Below are 21,243 nucleotides of genomic sequence, written 5' to 3'. Positions count from 1 at the left end.
AGGTTACCAAGCATCAGCATACCAATCAGAGCGGTTACGGAAGGTAACAGCAGGGAGATAACGATGGTGCACATGATCGGGAATGCAACTTTTTCGAAGTGGGAAACCGGACGGAGCTGTTGCATAACGATTTTACGGTCAGCTTCAGTGGTGAACAGTTTCATGATAGGAGGCTGAATCAGCGGAACCAGAGACATGTAGGAGTAAGCAGCAACTGCGATTGCGCCTAACAGCTGAGGAGCCATTTTAGCAGCCAGGTAAATGGAAGTCGGGCCGTCAGCACCACCGATGATGCCGATAGCAGCAGCTTCTTGTACGGAGAAGCCAAGCAGCATAGCGCCCAGCAGAGCTACGAAGACGCCAGCCTGTGCAGCAGCGCCCAGGAGCAGGGTTTTCGGGTTAGCCAGCAGAGGACCAAAGTCGGTCATAGCGCCTACGCCCAAGAAGATCAGCGGCGGGAATACTTCGTGGTGAATACCGTACATGATAACGGACATAACACCAGGTTCTTCGAAACCGTTTTTAGGAATGTTAGCCAGAATACAACCGAATGCGATCGGGGACAGCAGTAAAGGCTCGAAACCTTTAGCAATAGCCATATAAAGCAGAAGCAGACCAACGCAGATCATGATTACATGACCGCCTGTCAGTGCAGAGAAGCCGGAGTCTGCCCATACAGAAGACAAAGCAACAAAAAATGCCTCAAACATGTGAATTTTTCCTCCTTGTTTCCCTTAATTGGGATGTTATAAGTGCAAATAAGCTCCACAATAATGCTACAACACTTTCATTTTAACTGTATCACCACAGTCTCCCCTAGTCTACCTGTGGTCTGCTTTGCAACGCAAGCAGAACATCAGAAAATGTCATTTCTTCTTATGAAGCTGCTTAAAGCAGCAGCACTGCTTTGAAACCTTGTTTCAGCTAAATCTTATTTAGCCTTGGTAGGATCAACTACCTGGATTAAACTCATCAACATGCCTAATCCGATTAGAACTCCAAAGACAATGGTCATATTGATAATGGCAATCAGCCACGGATTTGTTGTTACAGAACCCACTGTTTATCACCTCTTCCTAAGATAATTAAAGGGGAACTAAGTTCTATAAGCAAGATGCTTATCTTACTTTAATAAGTATAAAGTTATATTTTTTTATCTTCTGTTGCACAGGTCACACTGTTTTCCGTCAAACAGTTACTTTATTTACATTATTGCTTAACTTTACCTTCTATACTATTTCAAAAGTTCATTAATCGTTTTTGTTGCCTGTGCAACAGATTGTCATATTCAGTTTGCTAAAATAAATACTGCAAAGCAACAATTTAATATCCTCTCAGTTTTCAATTTGTCTAAAGAGAGATTGGGAGAATGCTGAAACGACTGCGAATTTAGTTTTGGCAATAAAAAATAACCAGCTGCGAACTGGTTATTTTTTTGCTTTCAAACAGCCGCGGCCTGATGACTGCAAGTCTATTTAAAGTTAAATAAAAGCAAAACCCATCCGTTTTACCGGATGGGCTTCACTTTTAGGGGAGAGATGTTACAACAACTGTTTATTTAGCAACAGGGCCGATCATAGCCAACATGGTACCTGCAGCAACTGCAGTACCGATAACGCCTGCTACGTTAGGACCCATAGCATGCATCAGCAGGAAGTTTGCCGGGTTAGCCTTTTGACCGACAATCTGAGATACACGGGCAGCCATAGGAACTGCGGATACACCGGCGGAACCAATCAACGGGTTAGTCTTGCCACCGTCTACCATGCACATAATCTTACCGAATACTACACCGCCCCAGGTGCCTGCAGCAAAAGCAACCAGACCTAAGCAGATAATCAGGATAGTCTGATAGTTCAGGAAGGCCTCAGCACTCATGGTAAGACCGGTACCGGTAGCCAGCATAATGGTTACGGTGTTCATCAATGCATTTTGTGCAGTATCGGACAGACGGTCCAGGCAGCCTGCTTCTTTGAACAGATTACCAAGCATCAGCATACCGATCAAAGCTGTTACCGGCGGCAGCAGCAGAGAAATAACGATGGTGCACATAATCGGGAAAACGACCTTTTCAAATTTACTTACCGGACGCAGCTGCTCCATAACAATCTTACGTTCTCTTTCGGTAGTGAACAGTTTCATTATAGGAGGCTGAATCAGCGGAACCAGAGACATGTAGGAGTAAGCAGCAACTGCGATTGCACCTAACAGCTGAGGAGCCATTTTAGCTGCCAGATAAATAGCTGTCGGGCCGTCAGCACCGCCGATAATACCGATAGCAGATGCTTCCTGTACAGTAAAGCCTAAAGCCATAGCGCCCATCAAAGATACAAATACGCCAATCTGAGCAGCAGCACCTAAAAGCAAGGTTTTTGGATTAGCAATCAGCGGACCAAAGTCGGTCATTGCGCCAACGCCCAAGAAAATCAACGGCGGGAATACTTCATGGTGAATACCATACATAATAACGGACATAACACCCGGCTGTTCGAAACCGTTTTTAGGAATGTTAGCCAAGATACAGCCGAAGGCGATTGGAGACAGCAGCAAGGGCTCAAAGCCTCTACCAATAGCCATATAAAGCAGAACCAGACCAACGACAATCATAATAACGTTGCCACTTGTCAGAGCAGAAAAACCTGAGTCTGCCCAAACAGAAGCCAAAGCGACGATAAATGCCTCAAACATAGAATAATCCTCCTCTTGACCCATATCGGGAAAATAAGTGCATTTTTTAATAGATCAGACAGGGAAAAAAGTGCATCATTTGCTTCAATGCTTATTTCTAGTAGGGTCAACCAACTGAATCATACTCATGAGTACACCTAAAGCAATGAGCACACCAAAAACGATTGTCATGTTGATAATAGAAATCAGCCACGGATTAGTTGTTACGGAACCCATATAAATCACCCCTTCCAAATAAATTTAAATATAATATTTACCGCAATATGCTTCCGGATATTTGACTTCAAACACCCCTTTTTGCCTTGCTGAATTAAGTATAAAAATAATTCTGCTGTTATTCCGTTGCTTATGTCACACATAATAAACGGACGGTCTTAGTTTACTTACAGATTGTATTCGTTTTAAATTTGTTATTGTTATTAAAATTTAAAAAGCACTTTTGTTATTGAAAAGGATTGGTTTACTTATGTAACTTAAAAAAGCAGGCTTTTTGAGCTTGCTTTTCAAATCAGAATAGCCATTAACTTCTATGCTATTATTTATGTATAAAATTAAAAATATGCATTTTACTGCCTAAAACCAGCTATTGAAAATTAAAAACGCCGCTCGTTTGAGCGGCGTTTTTTAGCAGCATTACAGCTGCTCGGTTACATTATCTTCGGGAGTCCCCTTCTTTTTGTGGCTGAAGAAGCGTTCAACAACTACAAAGAGTACAGGAATCAGGAAGATACCAAAGAGAGTAGCGATGGTCATACCACCAACTACGGCGTTACCCATGGATACACGCGCACCAGCGCCCGGGCCGGTAGCAATAGCCAAAGGCAGACAGCCTAAGATGAAGGCGAAGGAGGTCATCAGGATAGGACGCAGACGGACATGAGCAGCCTCAACAGCCGCATGTACAACATCCATGCCCTGCTCCATATTCATCTTCGCATATTCGACAATCAGAATAGCGTTCTTTGCTGCCAAACCAATCAAGGTAATCAGACCGATCTGCATATAAACGTCATTCTGCAGACCACGTGCATACTGTACCAGGAAGCAGCCGAAAACTGCGGAAGGTACAGACAGCAGTACTGCCAGAGGAATTGTCCAGCTTTCATACAGAGCTGCCAGACAAAGGAATACGAAAATCAGAGAGATAATGAAAACCTGAGTGGAACGGCTGCCGGCTTCAATCTCATCAAGGCTCTGACCGGTCCATTCGTAGGTATAGGTATTAGGCAGAACCTGCTTAGCAACCTCTTCAATAGCAGCCATAGCCTGACCGGAGGAATAACCGCTGGCAGGGTCACCGGAAATCTGAATCGCACTAGCACCGTTAAAGCGTGTCATAACAACAGAGCTGTTCTTAGGAGTAGGCTTTACAAGTGTATTCAGCGGAATAGACTTGCCGTCATTGCTGCGTACAAAGAAGTAACGCATATCCTCTACACCGGTACGATATTTTTCATCAGCCTGCATAACAACCTTCCAAGTACGGCCGAAGTTATTGATATCGTTGATTTCGTTACCGCCTAAGAACGCCTGCAATGCGGAATAAACAGTAGATACAGGAACGTTCAGGGATTGTGCCTTATCACGGTCAACCTCAAACTGATACATAGGAGTATTGGTGTTCAAGGTAGTGTACAGCATACCGATTTCCGGACGCTTGCGACAAGCAGCCAAAAATTCGTTAGCACGCTCACCCATGGTGTTAACATCCTCACCGCCAAGGTTCATGAGACAAAGGCTCAGAGTACCGGTACTTGAAGCACCGGGCAGAGAAGGCGGCTGGAAGGCCATAACGGTTGCATCAGGAATCTGTGCGCCCATGCCGAAAATCATCGGAATAACATCCTGTACACTGTTGCTGCGCTTGCTGTAGTCCTCCATAGTAACTACTGCCATGCCAGCGTTAGCCTTCTGGCCCATGGACAGGATATCAATACCGCTAACCTCCATAACGTTTTTAACGCCGGGGAGCTTTCTCATATTTTGTGCAAGGCCTGCCATAATCTGCTGCGTACGGTTACTGGAAGCACCCTCAGGCAAAGCGATGGATACAGCAGTCATGCCCTGGTCCTCGTTCGGCACAAAGCCTGTCGGCGTTGCCTTCGCCAGGAAACCGATGCAGATAACCACAACAACAAGGCAGGTCAGGATAAGCTTAGATTTACGGATGCAGCCTTCAACGTTTTTCACGTATTTGGCCAGCGTTCTTGCAAACCAATCGTCAAATGCTTTTACAGCCTTGCCGATAAAGCCCTTCGGCGCCTCTTCCTTCTTGACCAGAATCAGGGAGCAAAGCGCAGGAGTCAGGGACAAAGCTACAATAGCAGAAAGCATCATAGATACAGAAATCGTAATCGCAAACTGCTTGTACAATTCACCGACAGTACCGCCGGTGAAAGCTACAGGAATAAATACCGCAGACAGTACGAAGGCAATAGCCACAACAGGACCGGAAACCTCGTTCATAGCGCGGTAGGTTGCCTCCTTAGGAGACATACCGTTTTCCTGGATATGATGCTCTACTGCTTCTACTACAACGATAGCATCATCGACAACAAGGCCGATAGCCAGAATCATTGCAAAAGCAGTCAGAGTGTTGATAGTAAAGCCCAAAATTACGAAGGAAGCGAAGGTACCAACCAAGGATACAGGTACAGCCAGAATAGGAATCAAGGTTGCACGCCAGCTGCCCAGGAACATGAATACTACCAGAATAACCAGAATCAAGGCTTCAACGAAGGTATGTGCAACCTTCTCCAGGGATTCGGTAATAAACTGGGTATTATCCTGAATAACAATCAGCTTCATATCATCCGGGAAACGGCTTTCAGCATCCTTTAATACCTCGCGGATATTCTTAACAGTTTCGATAGCATTCGCATCGGAGGTCAAGGATACCGGGAATACAACGGAATCACCGCCGTTTAGCTTGCTGACGACAAGGTCATTACGAGGACCTTCTTTGATAGTTGCGATATCCTTAAGCTTCAAGTTATCGCCGTTATTGGAACGGATAATAACGTTACCGAATTCCTCAGGCGTATTCAGACGACCTTGAGCGCTTGCGGAATAGGTACGCTCCTGCTTGTCAACGGTAGGACGGTTACCGATAGAACCAACCGCTGCCTGAATGTTTTGCGTTTTGATAGCGTTGGAAACATCGGTTACAGTTACACCCAGTTGCGCCATTTTTTCAGGATTAAGCCAGATACGGACTGCATATTCCGGACCATATTCGCCAACGGTAGATACGCCCTTAACACGCTTTACGGCATCCAGGAAGTTCGCATCCGCATATGTTCTTAAGAACATAGCATCATAGGTATTTTTAGGAGAATAAAGACCAAAATACATAATGGTCTCGGCAGATTCTTTGGCAGTAGTAACACCATAACCGGAAACCTCGCTCGGCAGAGAGCTGGTTGCCTGGGATACACGGTTCTGAACCTCTACAGAAGCGATATCTGCGTTTTTCTCCAGGTTGAACTCAACATTGAGCTCGTACTCACCACTGGAGGTACTTACGGAGGACATGTTCAGCATATTTTCTACACCGCTGACCTTCTGCTCAATGGTTTGTGCTACAGCCTTTTCAACGATATCGGCACTCGCACCTACATAGTTGGTGTTTACGCTGATACGCGGTTTGGTAATGTTAGGATATTGGGCGATAGGCAGGCTGAAGCCGGCAATCGTGCCCAATAAGGTAATAATAATCGCCAGTACTATCGCAAATACAGGGCGATCAATAAAGAAACGAGCCATCTAGCCAACCTCCTTATTGCTTCTTGCCGGCGGTAGCACTGTTGTCAACAGTAGTATCCAGATCAGCCTCAGTCATCGGCTGCGGGTTAACCTGAGCACCCTGTCTGATCTTGCCGGTGCCTTCAACTACGATTGTCTCGTCGCCGGTCAGACCGCCTTCAACCATGTAGAAACGGCCGACGGAAGGACCAAGAGTTACTTCCTTCATGGTAACCTTGTTGTCGCTGCCGACAATATAAACAAATTTCTTATACATCAATTCAACAACTGCACGCATAGGAATCAAGAGAGCATCCTTTTTGGTGCCTGCAGTTGCCTGTACGTGAGCAAACATGCCTGGCAACAGACGATGTGCAGGATTTCTGAATAAAGCCTTTACAGTCATGGTACCGGTGTTGTCGTTGATACCGCGGTTAACCTCTGCTACGGTGCCCTTTAAATCATAGGTACTGCCATCGCTCAGAACAACAGTCAGGTTGTCAAGAGAAGCAGCGCCGCTGTTATCATGGGAACCGGAAAGCTTCAGATATTCCGGCTCAGCGATGCTGAACTGTACGAATACGGGGTCAGTGTTGCTGATTTTGGCCAGAGTAGTCTGACCTGCGGTTACATAGTTGCCAACCTCCAGTGCTGTAGTATCAATACGTCCGCTGAACGGAGCGGAAACGCTGGTATCGGTCATGTTAATCTGCGCATTTTCCAGAATTGCTTCCTGCGCATTTACAGAAGCCTGTGCCTGGTCACGCTGCATAATAGCGTTATCCAGAACCTGCTTGGAAATTGCATTCTGTGCATACAGAGTGCTGTAACGCTCTGCATTCAGAGCTGCGTTAGCCAAAGCCGCACGGGCATTAGCCAGGCCTGCCTGCGCGTTAAGCACGTTAGCCTGATAAGTACGCTGGTCAATAGCATACAAGGTCTGGCCTGCACTTACATTGTCACCGCCCTTGAAATACTTGGCTGTAATCTGACCGCTTACCTGAGCTTTCAGCTCCATTTCCTGCTGAGCCTGTACAAAGCCTGTATAATCATATACCAGAGGGGTGTCACGCTTAATAACCTTCATGGTTTTAACCAATGTCGCCTGATTGCCGCCCTGCTGCTGTTTTTGACCGCAGCCTGCAACGCTCAATACAAAGGTTGCCGCCAGCGCCGCAGCCATTGCTTTTCTCGCACGGCAGGAGCGAATAAAACTTAACATAAAAAAACCTCCTTCACCTTCACTCTGAAACTACTCAATATATATAATGACAAATGATACTGCTATATTGTCGATAGCACCTTTACCTGAAAATATTCCTGCTCCAGTTTCAGAATACTACTATTATAATGGACATTTTTCAGAAAAGCAAACGTCATTTAAGCAGTTTTCGCCGCTTTTTCTTGTATTTTCTCACATTATCTTCTTCTCACAAATTTTACTGACTGATCAGTCAGCTTTTGCTGTTCAACAGTTCTTTTTTCAGCAAAAATTTATGCAGATTGCCCATGGCAAAACCCGATACCTGGTCCACGCCATTAATACGCTGCATCAAGAACAGGTTATCTCCTTCAATATACCATTCATCCGGCAGTCTGTCCTTATATACAACCTTCTTATTGGTATTCAGCAGATTAATCAGCGGCAGCAAATCCTTATCCTTGACATTAAGCACTTCATCCAGGCTGATTTTTTCGGCAGTCTTTGGATTTACGTTCAGCTGATGATGGATAAAGCTGTTTTTACCGCTGATCAGCTGCAGGCTCAGAATCTGTTCATCGGCACGCATCACCTTAAAAGCCATATCTGCCTCACCCTTGTAAAAATGCTCCAGATAATCTTTGCATTCATCCTGCAGCAGCTTATTCATTTTATTTTGTAGCTCTACATCCTTGCCGGCAAAAACCGGGAAGGTCGCCTCACCGCCGGGAACTACCATCTTACGCACCAATATAGTACCGGCAGCAAAATCCTTGCCATCATTTACGGTATTATCCTTAGGCGTAGGCGCAAGCGTCATAATGGTCAGGGAAAACTGTTTCCATTCCTTAGTTTTCTTGTCCTGCTTCCAGATAGCGCCCACATCTGCCAGAGGCTGCTTTTTCTGCACCAGCTGCTGACAGCCCAATAATTCATCTGTACCGTCATTATCTACATCATGTGCCACCAGCGAATGCAAGCCGCCATACTCCAGCTTGCCGTCTTCAACCTCACTGCCTGTTGCCGGCGTTAAATCAGATTTATTACCGTCGATTAAAGCTACATGCATTTTACCGTCCTTGGCATAGGCTTGCGTAACCAGTCCCATGCTTTCAGCAGCACCAAAGACCTCACGCACATTTTTCTTGTTGGCAAAGGAAAGCACACGATATTCACTGGGCGCATGCCAATCTCCCTGAGCAGCACTCACCAGCAGCTGCTGTCTGCCGCTTTTGCCTGCCCACAGCTTAATAGGCTGCAGCTGGCAATTATATCCTCCCTTAATAGAAGGTGCATGAGCCGTCAAAAGCTTCTTGTCCTTATCCTTAATCATAACAAGCAGATCATTGGCGTAGCCGTTAGACAGCCTGTCACCCCAAAGCTCGGCAGTAACAGTCTGCTCTGCTGTCAGCTGCAGCGGCACCTGCGCCAACAGCGTGTCAGCGGCAGCGGCCATATTGCTGCAGAAAAGTACGCTGCTGCAGGCCAGGCCTTGCACCAACCATTTTATCTTCACATCTCCACGTCCTTTCTTCAAACATACTATTATATTATAGCATTTTTTTGTTATTAAGAACCGTATTAACACAGATTTTTCACATAAAGGTGTCTAAAGCATCAGCAAATTCTGTTTCATTTCGTACAAAAAAACTTTTTCTTAGCTTCCAAAACGATTTTTTCATTAATATTACTGCTTTTTATTGTTAAATAGTGTAGAATAAAAGCGGTATTTTATGAATTTTTGGGAGAAGGGAAGGATTTATTAATGAAGAAAATTGTTGCTATTCTGCTCAGCCTTTGCCTATTAGTATTAGCTGCAGGCTGTGGCGGTAACGATTCAAAAAAAGACACACCCAAAGAAAAGACTAAGGTAAGCCTTGGCATGCTGCGCCTGACAAGCAGCGCCCCTTTATTTATCGCTATGGATAAGGGCTTCTTTGCTGAAGAAGGTATAGAAATTGAACCGCAATGGTTTGATGCCGCTCATCCGATTGCCGTATCCACCGCTTCCTCTAAGGTTGATGTCGGTGCTACCGGCATTACGGCCAGCCTTTATAACATGGCAGCCAACGGACAAAAGCTGGGTATTGTTGCGGATAAAGGACGTGAACAAAAAGGCTATTCCTCTTCTGCACTGCTTGTGACCACCGACAATTATAACGCCGGCGTAAAAAGCCTGAAGGATTTGAAGGGCAAGCGTATTGGTATTACGCAAAAGGGCTCTACCTTCCATTATATGCTTGGCAGAATGCTGGAAACCCAGGGCATGAGCCTCAATGATGTGGAAATTGTTCCCCTGAGCAAGCTCAGTGCTGTTATGGCTGCTCTGGAAAGCAAGCAGATTGACGGCTGTATCTTAAACGAGCCTAACATCACCAAGGTGCAAAAAGCAGGCTACGGCAAACTTGTAGTACAGGTTGGCGACGTTATTCCTTACCAGACCTCTGCTATCTTCTACTCACCTGACTTTATGAAGAATAAGGATGCGGCAGTACGCTTCATGCGTGCTTACAACAAAGCCTGCAACTATTACTACGAAGCTGCAGTAGAAAAGAAGGATGCCAAGAAGCTGGAAGAGGTTGTTAATATTGTAGCCAAATACGTTAAGGCTCCGGCTGAAGACATTAAAGCCGGCCTGCCCTATATTGATAAGGACGGCAAGCTGCTCGTCAGCGATATCGCGACCCAGATTAAATGGTACACTGACAACAAGATGATTTCCGGCACACTGGATGCGAAGGATGTTGCCAACACCAGCTTTTTGGATGAAGCACTGAAGAAATAAAACTTGTATTAAAGCAAGACTGGCGTAAATGTAACAGCTGCAAAATGCGTTGACGATGCTTTAGCACCAAAACGCTGCGACTGATATGTTAGCGCCAGTCTTTTTGGAGGATGGTAGAAAATGAAATTAGAAATCGCAAATATCTGCAAGAATTTCACCACTACCAGCGGTAAGCTTCTTCCTGTTTTGCAGGATATTAACCTCAGCATTACTAAGGAAGAATTTGTAGCATTGGTAGGACCGTCAGGCTGTGGTAAATCAACCTTGCTCAATATAACCGCCGGACTTTTGGAACCCACAAGCGGTAACGTAAAATTTACTGATGTCGCTGCAGGCTATGAGCCTCGCATGAGCATCGTCTTTCAGGAAACAGGCCTCTTCCCCTGGCGTAATGTGCATGATAATATTGCCTTCGGTTTGGAAACAGCAGGCATGAAAGCAGACGAAAAGGAGGCACGCATTAAGCATTACATTGAGCTTGTAGGCTTAAAGGGCTTTGAAAAATCCTTCCCGCACCAATTAAGCGGCGGTATGCGTCAGCGCGTTGGCATTGCCCGTGCTTTAGCTATCGAGCCTGACCTGCTGCTGATGGATGAGCCGTTTTCTGCCCTGGATGCGCAAACACGCACCATCATGCAGGAGGAGCTGGTAACGCTGTGGGAAAAGACGCGTCTGACCACGCTATATGTTACACATAATATTCAGGAGGCAGTAATGCTTGCTGACAGAGTTGTACTGCTTTCGCGTCGCCCCGGCAAGGTCAGCAAAATACTGCAGATTGTCCTTCCGCGTGCCGAGCGTGCTAAGCCTGAGCACACAGACGAAATTTCGGAATTTGTCCGTATCATTTGGGAGCATATCAGCAAGGATGCGCGTGCTGCCTTAATGGAGGTGGAAGACAATGCCTGAAAAGAAAACTTCTGCGAGCGCAGCTAACGAATATATCGTGTGCAATCGTATGACGCATTGGCAAAAGACCTATCCGCATTGGGTAAGCGTTGCTTCCATCATCATCCTGCTGCTCTTTTGGGAGGCTATCTGCCGCTGCGGCCTGGTTTCTTCTTTGTTTTTGCCGGCACCGAGCCAGATTATCAGCGCCCTGCTTACCATGCTTGCTGACGGCGAAATCGGCGTAAGCCTGGCAGCCAGCATGTACCGTATCTTAATCGGTTTTGCTGTCGGCAGCCTTATCGGCCTTGCAGTGGGCCTTGTTACCGGTACCTCGGCACTGGCAGATAAAATCGGCAATCCTGTTGTCAACGCTCTTTATCCTATCCCTAAAATCGCTTTGCTGCCGTTATTCATCCTTTGGCTGGGAATCGGCGAGCTTTCGAAGGTAACGATTATTGCTCTCGGCGTTTTTTTTCCGGTAGCAATGAACACCTACAGCGGTGTCAAAAATGTTGATACACTGCTTATCAAGGTTGCCGTCAGCTTTAACGCCAGCTGGTGGAAAACGATGAAAAGTGTTGTTCTGCCTAACGCCTTACCTATGATTTTCGCAGGTCTGCGCCTTGCTGCCGGCACCTCTCTGCTGCTGCTGGTAGCAGCAGAAATGATTGCTGCCCAGGTCGGCATCGGTGCTCTCATCCTGCATTACGGCGATTTGATGATTACCGACCGCCTGATGGCCGGAGTTATTGTATTGTCGTTGCTCGGCCTGCTCTTTAACCTGTTCCTGCAATGGTTGGAGAGAAAGGCTATCCCCTGGAAAAACATCTAAAAACACAAAAGCACTGTCTGCTCACTGATATTCTTATATCAGATAGAGCTGACAGTGCTTTTTCTTTTTCTGCTAAAATCTTACAACAGCTTTTTAAAATACTGTTACGCCGATACACAAAAACTGCTTTCTGCTAAGCTATTACTGCAGCCTTGCTGAAGCCTCTTTTAAAACTGCTGTCACGGGTTCCAGCGGCAGCTCGCCTATCTTCTTGATCAGCGCAGGCTGCTTGGGATATTCGGCAATAACCTTCTCCATCCACACCATATCCAGCCAATGACCATGCTTGAAGCCTGTATTATTGAAAGTACCGATAATTTTATAGCCGCAAGCCTCATGCATTTTGACGCTGTGCTCATTGCTGGCAGTAATGCAGGCGTAGGTAACAACTACCCCCTGCAGGCGCAGTAAAGCTTCCAGCGCTGCATACATAACTTTACCTAAGCCACATCCCTGCCCCTCAGGCGCCAAATAAATAGTTGCCTCAGCGCCCCACTGATAGGCAGCACGCTGAATATAAGGATGAGCATAAACATAACCAAGCAGTCTGCCTTCGTGCTCACAAACTATATAAGGATAGTCCGCAGAAATATTTTTGATTCTCTCAGTAAATTCTTCTACTGAAGGCACCTCGTATTCAAATGATACATCACTGAGCGTCCTGTCGCTGCTGATGACAAATGGCGCGTAAATTTCCAGCAGCTTTTCGGCATCTTCAGGCTTCGCAAGGCGAAGCGTATACTTCATCGACATTTTATCGATCCACCTTTACTTCAAACATTCTGCTCCACGGCAGCGTAAATTTATATTCTTCGGCAGTGTTGCCCATATACGGCTTGCTTACCTTGTTGATTTCCCGGGTAATATATGCTTCAGCCGCAGTACGCTGCTCCTCATTCAGTCCGCTGTTGGGCCAATAGTTAGGCCAGATAAGCTGCTGATAGGTTTGCATGCGCACATTCGCCTGATAAGCCCAATCATCAAGATAACGCACATTAAGCAGATTTTCTCTTGCTTCCGGTGTTAACTGCTTATGCAGCAGCCCCTGCGCCAGGGCAAAGCCCAGGCTGTTGCCCGCGGTATTCCAACCGCCGTAGGATGCCAGACGATATGCCAACTGTTTGTCAAACAAGGTCTTGATCAAAGCATTGTCCGCACCGTTGCCAAAGCGGATATCTGCCACAATCACAGGATGATTATGCTTAAGAATGCTTTCAACCTTATTGACGAAATTTACGGTAGCAGGCAATGCCTTATAGCTATTGCTTGCATCAGACGCCTCATGCGTCACACCATCGGCAGGAGTGTTGACAGCCAAAACCAAATCCGCATTTTTGCGCGAATATACCGGGAAAGCACCTGCCGCATAGATATGCTGCTTGGCACTAACGGCCACAGTATCATCCTCGTAGGTTGGCACTGTTTTACCGCCCTTGCCGACAGCATAGGTTACATTTACCAAAGGCAGCTCATACTGCAGACGGTTGGCAGCTCGGCTCAAAAGCAGCAGGCCAAGCTGATCTGCGCCGGCGAAGAAACGGATTTTCTCCTTCGGCAGCTCATTCACCAGAATATCCATCTCGCGTGCTTCCCTATGTGCCTGAGAATAGGCAGCGGTATCGTCACGCCCGATAAGCATATAATCAAAATCGCCGCTTTCCACACCATGCAGCAAAAGCTCCGTAGCATGGATATTGTTGCTGCGGCGCACAAACATATCAGCAAGTATTTCCCGGGGAATGCTGCTGCGCAGCTCCGCCAGCTCCTTTACCTCTTTACGCTTAATCTGCTTAAGCTCCAGCTTGTCCTCCAGCTCTCCCAAACGGAAAATCTTAGGGCCCCATTCCTTATAATATGCAGGCTCTGTCGGTGCACTGCTGGCCTTAGGAGAACGCATAATAGTGGTAAAAACATAAACCTTCTGTCCGCCGTGCTGCTTTTTCAGCTCTACCAAGCGTTCGGCACGCTGCTGCAGAAGCTCAGGCGAAATTTCATGTGTGCGCGATGCTACCAGCCCGCCATAAAGCAAAGCATCGGAAGAAGCAACAATGGCTACCGATTCACCAGCCTTAGCCTCCAGCCAGTTAAAAAGCTTCTCCGGCTGCCCTGCTGACTGAGCACCGGCAATATATTCAGCCGGCGGCAGCTGCACATCCCAGCCTGCAGCCTGCATCGTCTGCACTGTGTAATCAAGGCACACCGGTCTGTTGTCCATGGGTATATATAACAGAGTGCCCTTAGCGGCAAATGCTGTATGAGTAGTCAACAGTAAAGCGCAAAGCAAAACACTTCGCAAAACCTTCATCATTTTTATCACTACCTTTAACTCTTTCTAAGCAGAGATATTCCTCGCCTTAATAGAAATTCTACAGCAATAAATAAAATTCCTGCGTTGACTTATAATTTCTTCTTGCATCTCTCGGTTATGATAAAAGCTCATCGCAAAACAAAAGCTCCCTGCTTCAAGGTATACCTTGAAACAGAGAGCAAAGCTACGTTATAAAATTAGCTTAAGCGTTAGCAAATCTGCTTAAGAAATCCTGGGTACGTTTATTCTTCGGATGCGTAAACAGCTCCTGCGGCTCGCCTTCCTCAGCAATTACACCCTGGTCGATAAAGATAACACGGTTAGAAACGTCACGGGCAAAAGCCATCTCATGCGTTACGATAACCATCGTCAGGCCTTCCTTGGCCAGGTCACGGATAACGCGCAGAACCTCGCCAACCATTTCCGGGTCCAGTGCGCTTGTCGGCTCGTCCATTAAAAGAACCTCCGGCTCCAGCGCCAGCGCACGTGCGATTGCCACACGCTGCTTTTGACCACCGCTAAGCTGATGCGGTTTCGCATTTACATAAGTATCCATACCAACATGCTTCAGATATTTCAGCGCAGTTGTGCGAGCTTCTTCCTTGCTTTTGCCAAGGACCTTAACCTGACCGACCATGCAGTTTTCCAGAACGGTCATATTGTTGAACAGGTTAAAGGATTGGAACACCATGCCTACCTTAGTACGATACATAGTGAGCTTTTTGAAAGCTTCATTTACATCCGTACCACGGTAATCAATAGTGCCGGCAGTCGGATGCTCCAAATAGTTCACGCAGCGGATAAGCGTAGACTTGCCGCTGCCGGAAGGACCGATGATACAGACAACATCGCCGCGACGGACATCAAAGCTGATGCCCTTTAAAATTTCACGCTCGCCAAAGCTTTTCTTTAAATCATGGACTGATAACAAAAGTTCCTTTTCCATAGCTTAGTACCGTCCTTTCGGCTTCTTAGTAGGCAGAGGAATATCACCGCAGGGGTCCATCATCGGGTCATAGGTAACCAGCTGATAATCCTTCGGGCCATCCATCTTGCTTTCCAACCAGCGCAGCAGGCGGGAAGCGGTAAAGGTCATAATAAAGTAAATTACGCAGGTAATGAAGAAAATTTCAAAGTATTTGTAATATACACCTGCAGCAGATTTGGAAGCAAAGTACAGCTCTGTTACGGAGATAACGTTCAATACAGAGGTATCCTTGATATTGATAATCAGGTTGTTGCCCAGCTGCGGCATAACGTTGCGCAGAGCCTGCGGCAGAATAACGCAGCGCATGGTCTGGATATGGTCCATACCGATAGCAATTGCTGCTTCCTTTTGTCCCGGGTCAACAGATTCAATACCGCCACGCACAGTTTCTGCCATGTAAGCACCGGTATTGATAGAAACAACCAAAAAGCCGGCAAACAGCGGTGACATATCGATATCAAACAGGCTCATTGCACCATAATAAACAACCATAGCCTGTACAATCATAGGTGTACCGCGGAACACCTCTACGTAAGCGTCTAACAAGCGCTGCAAACAGCGCACCAAAGTTCTCTTAACCTTGCTGTCATTATCCTCCAAAGGAATTGTTTGGATAACACCAACAATAAGGCCGATAATACAGCCGATAAATGTGCCTACTACTGCCAGCAGCAGAGTAACGACCGCGCCCTTCAGCAGGACAGAGCCATATTGCTGCAGCAGGTAAACTACCCAGCCAAAAAATGTTTCCGGCATTACATACACCACCTTAATTTAATACAAAAAGGGGCGACAACCGCCGCCCCTTGCAAATGGCGTAACTCGTTATTGCAACGCAGCTATTCCATTCTTATACAGCTTATTTTGCCAAAGGCTGTTTCTTAATAGCTTCATCCATAATCTTATTGAAGTCAGCCTCGGTCATACCGCTCAGAACCTTGTTCATAGCGTCTGCCAGTTCCTTGTTGCCTTTTTTAATAGCAATACCGATTTCAACATCTTCTTTAGAAGTTTTGAAGCCTTTGTCTTCAGGGAAGGTTACCATAGTCAGATCAGGGTTAGCAAAAGCAGCAGCCTTAGCAGTCGGGATATCGGTTACAATCAAGTTGCATTTGCCGGATTTCAGCGCAACAATCATGCCGGGAACGTTGTCGATAGCAGGCAGCTTTTTAACGTCCGGAACCTGGTCAATCTGGTCATACCAGATGGTATTCAGTTGAGAGGTAGCAATAGAGCCTTTGAGGTCGGCAACGCTCTTAGCCTGAGCTTGCGGAGAATCCTTTTTAACCAGTGCTACTACAGTTGCATAGTAGTAAGGTTTGGTGAAGTCAACGGACTCTTTACGTTTGGAGGTAATGGACATGCCGGCGATTGCAGCATCAATCTTGCCGCTTACTACTGCAGGAGCCAGGCCATCCCATTCGATTTTATGGATTTCCAGGTCAGCGCCCATGGAATCAGCTAATTTTTTAGCAATCATAACGTCATAACCGTAAGCATATTCGTTAGAGCCGGCGATTTTTACAGCGCCGCCGTCAGCAGACGGTTGGGACCAGTTGTACGGAGCGTATGCGCATTCCATACCAACCTTCAATACCTTTTTGCCGCTGTCAGCTTTTTTATCGCCACCGCCACAGCCTGCAGTAACAGCCATTGCAACAACCATAGCGCCGCACAGAGCAGCTTTCAAAAATTTCTTCAAGTTCATCAAAAACACACCTTTCATTGTGAAATTATCTACTAAGTTACGTAATACTTTACTATATTACTGTCAAAAAAGCAAGCGTTCCGGCACAGATATAATGTATACATGAGTATAACTGCATAAAAGCCGTACTATCTCCCGCAAGAAAAAGTACGGCTTGAAATACTTAAGCTTATTTTTTCAGTCCGTTAATAATACGTTCCATAGCTTCGATGGTATTTTCACGGCTGCCGAAAGCAGTCAGGCGGAAGAAGCCTTCGCCCATTTTGCCGAAGCCTGCACCAGGAGTACCTACAACCTGCAGTTTTTCCAGCAGGAAGTCAAAGAATTCCCAGGAGCTCATGCCGTCCGGGCATTGCAGCCAGATGTACGGAGAATGTACGCCGCCATAATATTTAATGCCAACTTTATCAAAGCCTTCCATGATAATACGTGCATTTTCCTGATAGTAAGCAATGCTTTCGCGGCATTGTTTAATGCCTTCTTCGCTGAATACAGCCTCTGCACCGCGTTGGATAATGTAAGGAACACCATTGAACTTAGTGGTCTGGCGACGCAGCCACATTTTGTTCAGTTCCATTTCCTTGCCGCTTTCGGTTTTACGAACCAGTGCATGAGGAACAACGGTATAACCGCAACGGGTACCGGTAAAGCCGGCAGTCTTGGACAGAGAGCACAGCTCAATAGCGCATTTTTTAGCATCTTCGATAACGAAAATGCTGCGCGGAATTGCCGGATCGGTTACATATGCTTCATAAGCAGCATCGTACAGAATAACAGCATCATTTTTCAGTGCATAAGCAACCCATTCTTCCAACTGCTCTTTGGTATAAGCAGAGCCGGTCGGGTTGTTCGGAGAGCACAGATAAATTACGTCAGCCTTAACATTTTCGTCCGGCATCGGCAGAAAATCATTTTCCGGCTTGCCTTCCATATAAATAATGTGACGGCCGCACATAATGTTGGTATCCAGATATACAGGGTATACCGGATCAGGAATCAGGATAGTGTTTGCATTGCTGAAAATATCGGTGATATTAGCGCAATCGCTCTTTGCACCGTCGCTGATGAAAATTTCATCGCTTTCCAAGGTAACGCCGAAGGAAGCATAATATTTTACCAGTGCTGCATGCAGAAAATCATAGCCCTGTTCAGGACCATAGCCACGGAATGTAGACTGTACGCCCATTTCTGCTACAGCCTTAGCCATTGCATCAACAACACATTTTGCCAGCGGCAGGGTAACGTCACCAATGCCCAGGCGGATAATCTTTTTGTCTGGATGTGCCTCAGCATACGCGCTTACCTTGTGCGCGATATCAGCAAAAAGAAAGCTTTCTTTTAAGTTACAATAGTTTTCGTTTACAAATGCCATTGAAAAACCCCCATTATTAAAATCATTTTAAATTTATAGCAAACGCCTGAAAAATTACTAGCTGCAAGCATTGCGATACCTGCAGCCAGTAGTTCAAGCAATTTGTTTACTCGTTGATAATGCTCTCAGGAATATCAATTACGCCGTCAAATACTGCGACTGCGTTGCCCTCCAGGGTAACATGGTCATTCAGCTCATGCGTAACCTTTAGCAGGCCGCCCTTGCAATGTACATTGAGCGGTTCGCCCTTCTTGCCTGCTTTGTTCAGCATAATGCAGGCTACAGTAACAGCGCTTGCACCGGTGCCGCAGGCCCAGGTTTCGCCGCTGCCACGCTCCCAAACGCGGAACTTGACAGTGTTCTTGTCCAGAACCTGTACAAACTCAGTGTTCACACCTTCCGGGAACAGCTTATGATGTTCAAATTGCGGTCCCAGTTCTTCCAAGTTCAGGCTGTCCACATCATCCACAAAGGTAACAAAGTGCGGATTGCCCATAGAAATTGCCGTACCGTTATAGAAAACTTTTTCTTTGGTTACATCATCATGATTATCATTCAGAACAATTGCCTGGTCAACGAAAATATAATGGTCGCAGTTCATCGGAATTTCGGTAGCACGGAAAACAGGTTTGCCCATATCTACCTTTGCACCTACAACCTCGCCGTTTTCGACAACCATTTCAATTTCCTTTACACCGGAAAGTGTTTCCAGCGTAATAGTAGTTTTATCGGTCAGACCTTTGTCATGCACAAATTTAGCTACGCAGCGCACGCCGTTACCGCACATCTTGCCTTCGCTGCGGTCAGCGTTGAACATACGCATTTTGAAGTCAGCAACGTCAGATTTGCAAACGCAGATAAGACCGTCACTGCCAATACCAAAGCGTCTATGACTTACATATTCGGAAATAGCGCCCGGGTTCGGCAGCATCTCCTTGGTGCAGTCTACATAGACATAATCATTACCAGCACCATGCATTTTTGTAAATTCTATTTTCATGGCCCTTCCTCCTTTGAATCCTCTTTACTCATTATAACAAAAATATACTGAAATTCCAACCGGATAAACAATAAAGTTAGCATTAGCGCACAAAAAAGCCGGCACATTTGCGTACCGGCATATTATAATGAGCAGTATTGCTTTTTATATCAGTAATATATTCACTTACAACAGTATTTTGCTCCAAAAAACACTTCGAAAATTATTTACGCAAATCTTTTAGACGGTCTGCACCACATCAGCGCAGCAAAAATCAGCACAGCGGTAACACCCATGCTTACAGGATAAACATACATTAAGGTACGGAAATCATGATACACCGGGAAAACAAAGGCAACCCATAAAAAGCGTACACCACAGACACCTAAAATCGTAAGCAGCGACGGTAAAAACGATATGCCGAAGCCACGCAGATAACCGGACATCACATCATACAAAAGGCTGAAAATGTAGGCACAGAATACAATAGAAGCCCTGATATAACCAAGCCTGATAACCTCGCTGTCGTCGTTGATGAGCGCAATAAGCCTGTCACCGAAGAGAAATACGATAAGCATACAAAAGCCCGTACAGATAACATCCTCCAGCAGGCATAAGCGTAAAATCACACGGCACCGGGCCATCTGTCTGGCGCCATAATTCTGCCCGACAAAGGTCGTACACGCCTGTGTAAAGGAGCTGAAGATACTGAACGCTACCATCTCCAGAATCAGCGAAGCACTGGAGGCTGCAATGACCTCTGTGCCCAAGCTGTTGATAGCACCCTGAATAACAACATTAGCCAGGCTGAAAACTGCGCCTTGGATGCCTGCAGGCAAGCCGATGCTTACAATTTCTTTCAGCGTAGGCATATCAAGGTGCAGCTTATTCCATTCCAACTTAATTATAGAATCTGTTTTCAGCAATAAGCGGAGCAGAATCAAAGCAGAAACCGCGTTAGCCAACACTGTAGCAATAGCTACACCAGTAACATCCAGCTTGCATACGCAGACAAAGAATAAATCCAGCACAATATTAACCAAGCTGGCTGCAATAAGCGCCATCAACGGTTTTTGCGTTTCACCGATACTGCGGAAAATAGCCGCTTCAAAATTGTACAGCAAAATAATCGGCATACCTAAAAAATATATTCTGAGGTACATCACAGCTGAAGGTAAAACTTCTGCCGGAATTTCCAGCAAACCTAAAATTGGCACAACAGCAAACTGTGCAAAAACAGCTACCGCAATACCGATAATCAGCGAAAGCAGTACAGCAGTATGCACCGCCTTCTTTACGCCTTCCGTATCACGTCTGCCGATAGACTGCGCAATAACAACATTAGAGCCTAAGGCCAGACCTAAGAACAGAAAAATAATCATACCGATAATCGGCAAATCTGTTCCTACGGCAGCCATTGCCGCTGTTCTGTCGCTGTTAGCAAAGTTGCCGGCAATTACTACGTCTGTAGCGGTAAAAAACTGCTCTAAGATAGCTGTTGCAGCTACCGGCATAGAAAATTTAAATATTTTATCCCATAAGGAACCATTAAGCATGTCCATGCTTGTCCGCATATCTTCAATACCTTCTCTTTCTTTTAGCTAGTGATAGATATTATAATACTAAATTTAGGCAATAGCAAATTGATATTTTCTATGCCCGGTTATATTTATAAGGCATAATATTACGCTTATGATAAGCAATGCTTAACATAAAAAAAGAGGCTGGGACAAAACCCAACCTTAAA

General features: G+C 45.9%; 16 protein-coding genes and 2 pseudogenes. 3 read left to right on the top strand and 15 right to left on the bottom strand.

Annotated features, from left to right (window positions below):
- The 7 genes and pseudogenes from HMPREF9443_RS06425 to HMPREF9443_RS06400 form a co-directional block, all read right to left on the bottom strand.
- Positions 1–710 (bottom strand): sodium ion-translocating decarboxylase subunit beta (locus tag HMPREF9443_RS06425; protein WP_009145744.1); only part of this gene is annotated, 710 nt, incomplete at its 3' end.
- Positions 711–934: 224 nt separating this feature from the next.
- Positions 935–1,060 (bottom strand): annotated as a pseudogene (locus HMPREF9443_RS11200) (OadG family protein); the annotation flags it as partial.
- A gap of 494 nt (positions 1,061–1,554) precedes the next feature.
- Positions 1,555–2,688 (bottom strand): sodium ion-translocating decarboxylase subunit beta, encoded by a 1,134-nt coding sequence (locus HMPREF9443_RS06415; protein ID WP_040565171.1) that lies wholly within the window; start codon positions 2,686–2,688, stop codon positions 1,555–1,557.
- A 90-nt stretch (positions 2,689–2,778) separates the two neighbouring features.
- Positions 2,779–2,904, bottom strand: a pseudogene (locus HMPREF9443_RS10575) (sodium pump decarboxylase); the annotation flags it as partial.
- A 417-nt stretch (positions 2,905–3,321) separates the two neighbouring features.
- Positions 3,322–6,453: an efflux RND transporter permease subunit gene (locus HMPREF9443_RS06410; protein WP_009145740.1), complete on the bottom strand. Its 3,132-nt coding sequence runs from the start codon at positions 6,451–6,453 to the stop codon at positions 3,322–3,324.
- Positions 6,454–6,466: 13 nt separating this feature from the next.
- Entirely contained in the window at positions 6,467–7,654 is a 1,188-nt protein-coding gene (locus HMPREF9443_RS06405) for an efflux RND transporter periplasmic adaptor subunit (RefSeq protein ID WP_040565169.1), read from the bottom strand.
- 232 nt (positions 7,655–7,886) lie between these two features.
- A complete protein-coding gene (locus HMPREF9443_RS06400; protein WP_187363701.1) occupies positions 7,887–9,170 on the bottom strand; it encodes a hypothetical protein in 1,284 nt (427 codons plus the stop codon).
- 228 nt (positions 9,171–9,398) lie between these two features.
- Here HMPREF9443_RS06400 and HMPREF9443_RS06395 point away from each other — a divergent pair, with 228 nt between their 5' ends.
- From HMPREF9443_RS06395 to HMPREF9443_RS06385, 3 genes are all read left to right on the top strand, one after another.
- Positions 9,399–10,418, top strand: coding sequence for an ABC transporter substrate-binding protein (locus HMPREF9443_RS06395; protein WP_009145737.1), 1,020 nt, complete (start codon positions 9,399–9,401; stop codon positions 10,416–10,418).
- A 120-nt stretch (positions 10,419–10,538) separates the two neighbouring features.
- Positions 10,539–11,327, top strand: a complete 789-nt coding sequence (locus HMPREF9443_RS06390; protein ID WP_009145736.1) for an ABC transporter ATP-binding protein — start codon at positions 10,539–10,541, stop codon at positions 11,325–11,327.
- Complete coding sequence (locus tag HMPREF9443_RS06385) at positions 11,320–12,141, top strand: ABC transporter permease (protein ID WP_009145735.1); 822 nt, start codon at positions 11,320–11,322, stop codon at positions 12,139–12,141. The genes HMPREF9443_RS06390 and HMPREF9443_RS06385 overlap by 8 nt, the downstream gene beginning before the upstream one ends.
- 141 nt (positions 12,142–12,282) lie before the next feature.
- Here HMPREF9443_RS06385 and HMPREF9443_RS06380 read toward each other — a convergent pair whose 3' ends face one another.
- The 8 genes from HMPREF9443_RS06380 to HMPREF9443_RS06345 form a co-directional block, all read right to left on the bottom strand.
- Positions 12,283–12,894 (bottom strand): GNAT family N-acetyltransferase, encoded by a 612-nt coding sequence (locus HMPREF9443_RS06380; protein ID WP_009145733.1) that lies wholly within the window; start codon positions 12,892–12,894, stop codon positions 12,283–12,285.
- 1 nt (position 12,895) lies between these two features.
- Complete coding sequence (locus tag HMPREF9443_RS06375) at positions 12,896–14,449, bottom strand: DUF4127 family protein (RefSeq protein ID WP_009145732.1); 1,554 nt, start codon at positions 14,447–14,449, stop codon at positions 12,896–12,898.
- Between the two features lie 202 nt (positions 14,450–14,651).
- Positions 14,652–15,395 carry an amino acid ABC transporter ATP-binding protein gene (locus HMPREF9443_RS06370; RefSeq protein WP_009145731.1) on the bottom strand — a complete coding sequence of 248 codons (744 nt, stop codon included), beginning with the start codon at positions 15,393–15,395 and terminating at the stop codon, positions 14,652–14,654.
- Between the two features lie 3 nt (positions 15,396–15,398).
- Positions 15,399–16,193, bottom strand: coding sequence for an amino acid ABC transporter permease (locus HMPREF9443_RS06365; protein ID WP_009145730.1), 795 nt, complete (start codon positions 16,191–16,193; stop codon positions 15,399–15,401).
- Positions 16,194–16,296: 103 nt separating this feature from the next.
- Positions 16,297–17,145 (bottom strand): transporter substrate-binding domain-containing protein, encoded by an 849-nt coding sequence (locus HMPREF9443_RS06360; RefSeq protein WP_040565165.1) that lies wholly within the window; start codon positions 17,143–17,145, stop codon positions 16,297–16,299.
- A gap of 169 nt (positions 17,146–17,314) precedes the next feature.
- Positions 17,315–18,517 carry an LL-diaminopimelate aminotransferase gene (locus tag HMPREF9443_RS06355; RefSeq protein WP_009145728.1) on the bottom strand — a complete coding sequence of 401 codons (1,203 nt, stop codon included), beginning with the start codon at positions 18,515–18,517 and terminating at the stop codon, positions 17,315–17,317.
- Positions 18,518–18,623: 106 nt separating this feature from the next.
- A complete protein-coding gene (dapF, locus tag HMPREF9443_RS06350) occupies positions 18,624–19,511 on the bottom strand; it encodes a diaminopimelate epimerase (RefSeq protein WP_040565172.1) in 888 nt (295 codons plus the stop codon).
- Positions 19,512–19,723: 212 nt separating this feature from the next.
- The gene (locus HMPREF9443_RS06345) at positions 19,724–21,058 is read right to left on the bottom strand and encodes an MATE family efflux transporter (protein WP_009145726.1); all 1,335 of its coding nucleotides are present in this window, start codon (positions 21,056–21,058) and stop codon (positions 19,724–19,726) included.
- Positions 21,059–21,243 lie beyond the last annotated feature (185 nt).

The organism is Phascolarctobacterium succinatutens YIT 12067, assembly GCF_000188175.1.
Lineage (GTDB): Bacteria > Bacillota > Negativicutes > Acidaminococcales > Acidaminococcaceae > Phascolarctobacterium_A > Phascolarctobacterium_A succinatutens.
This window is presented reverse-complemented; position numbering and strand designations above follow the sequence as displayed.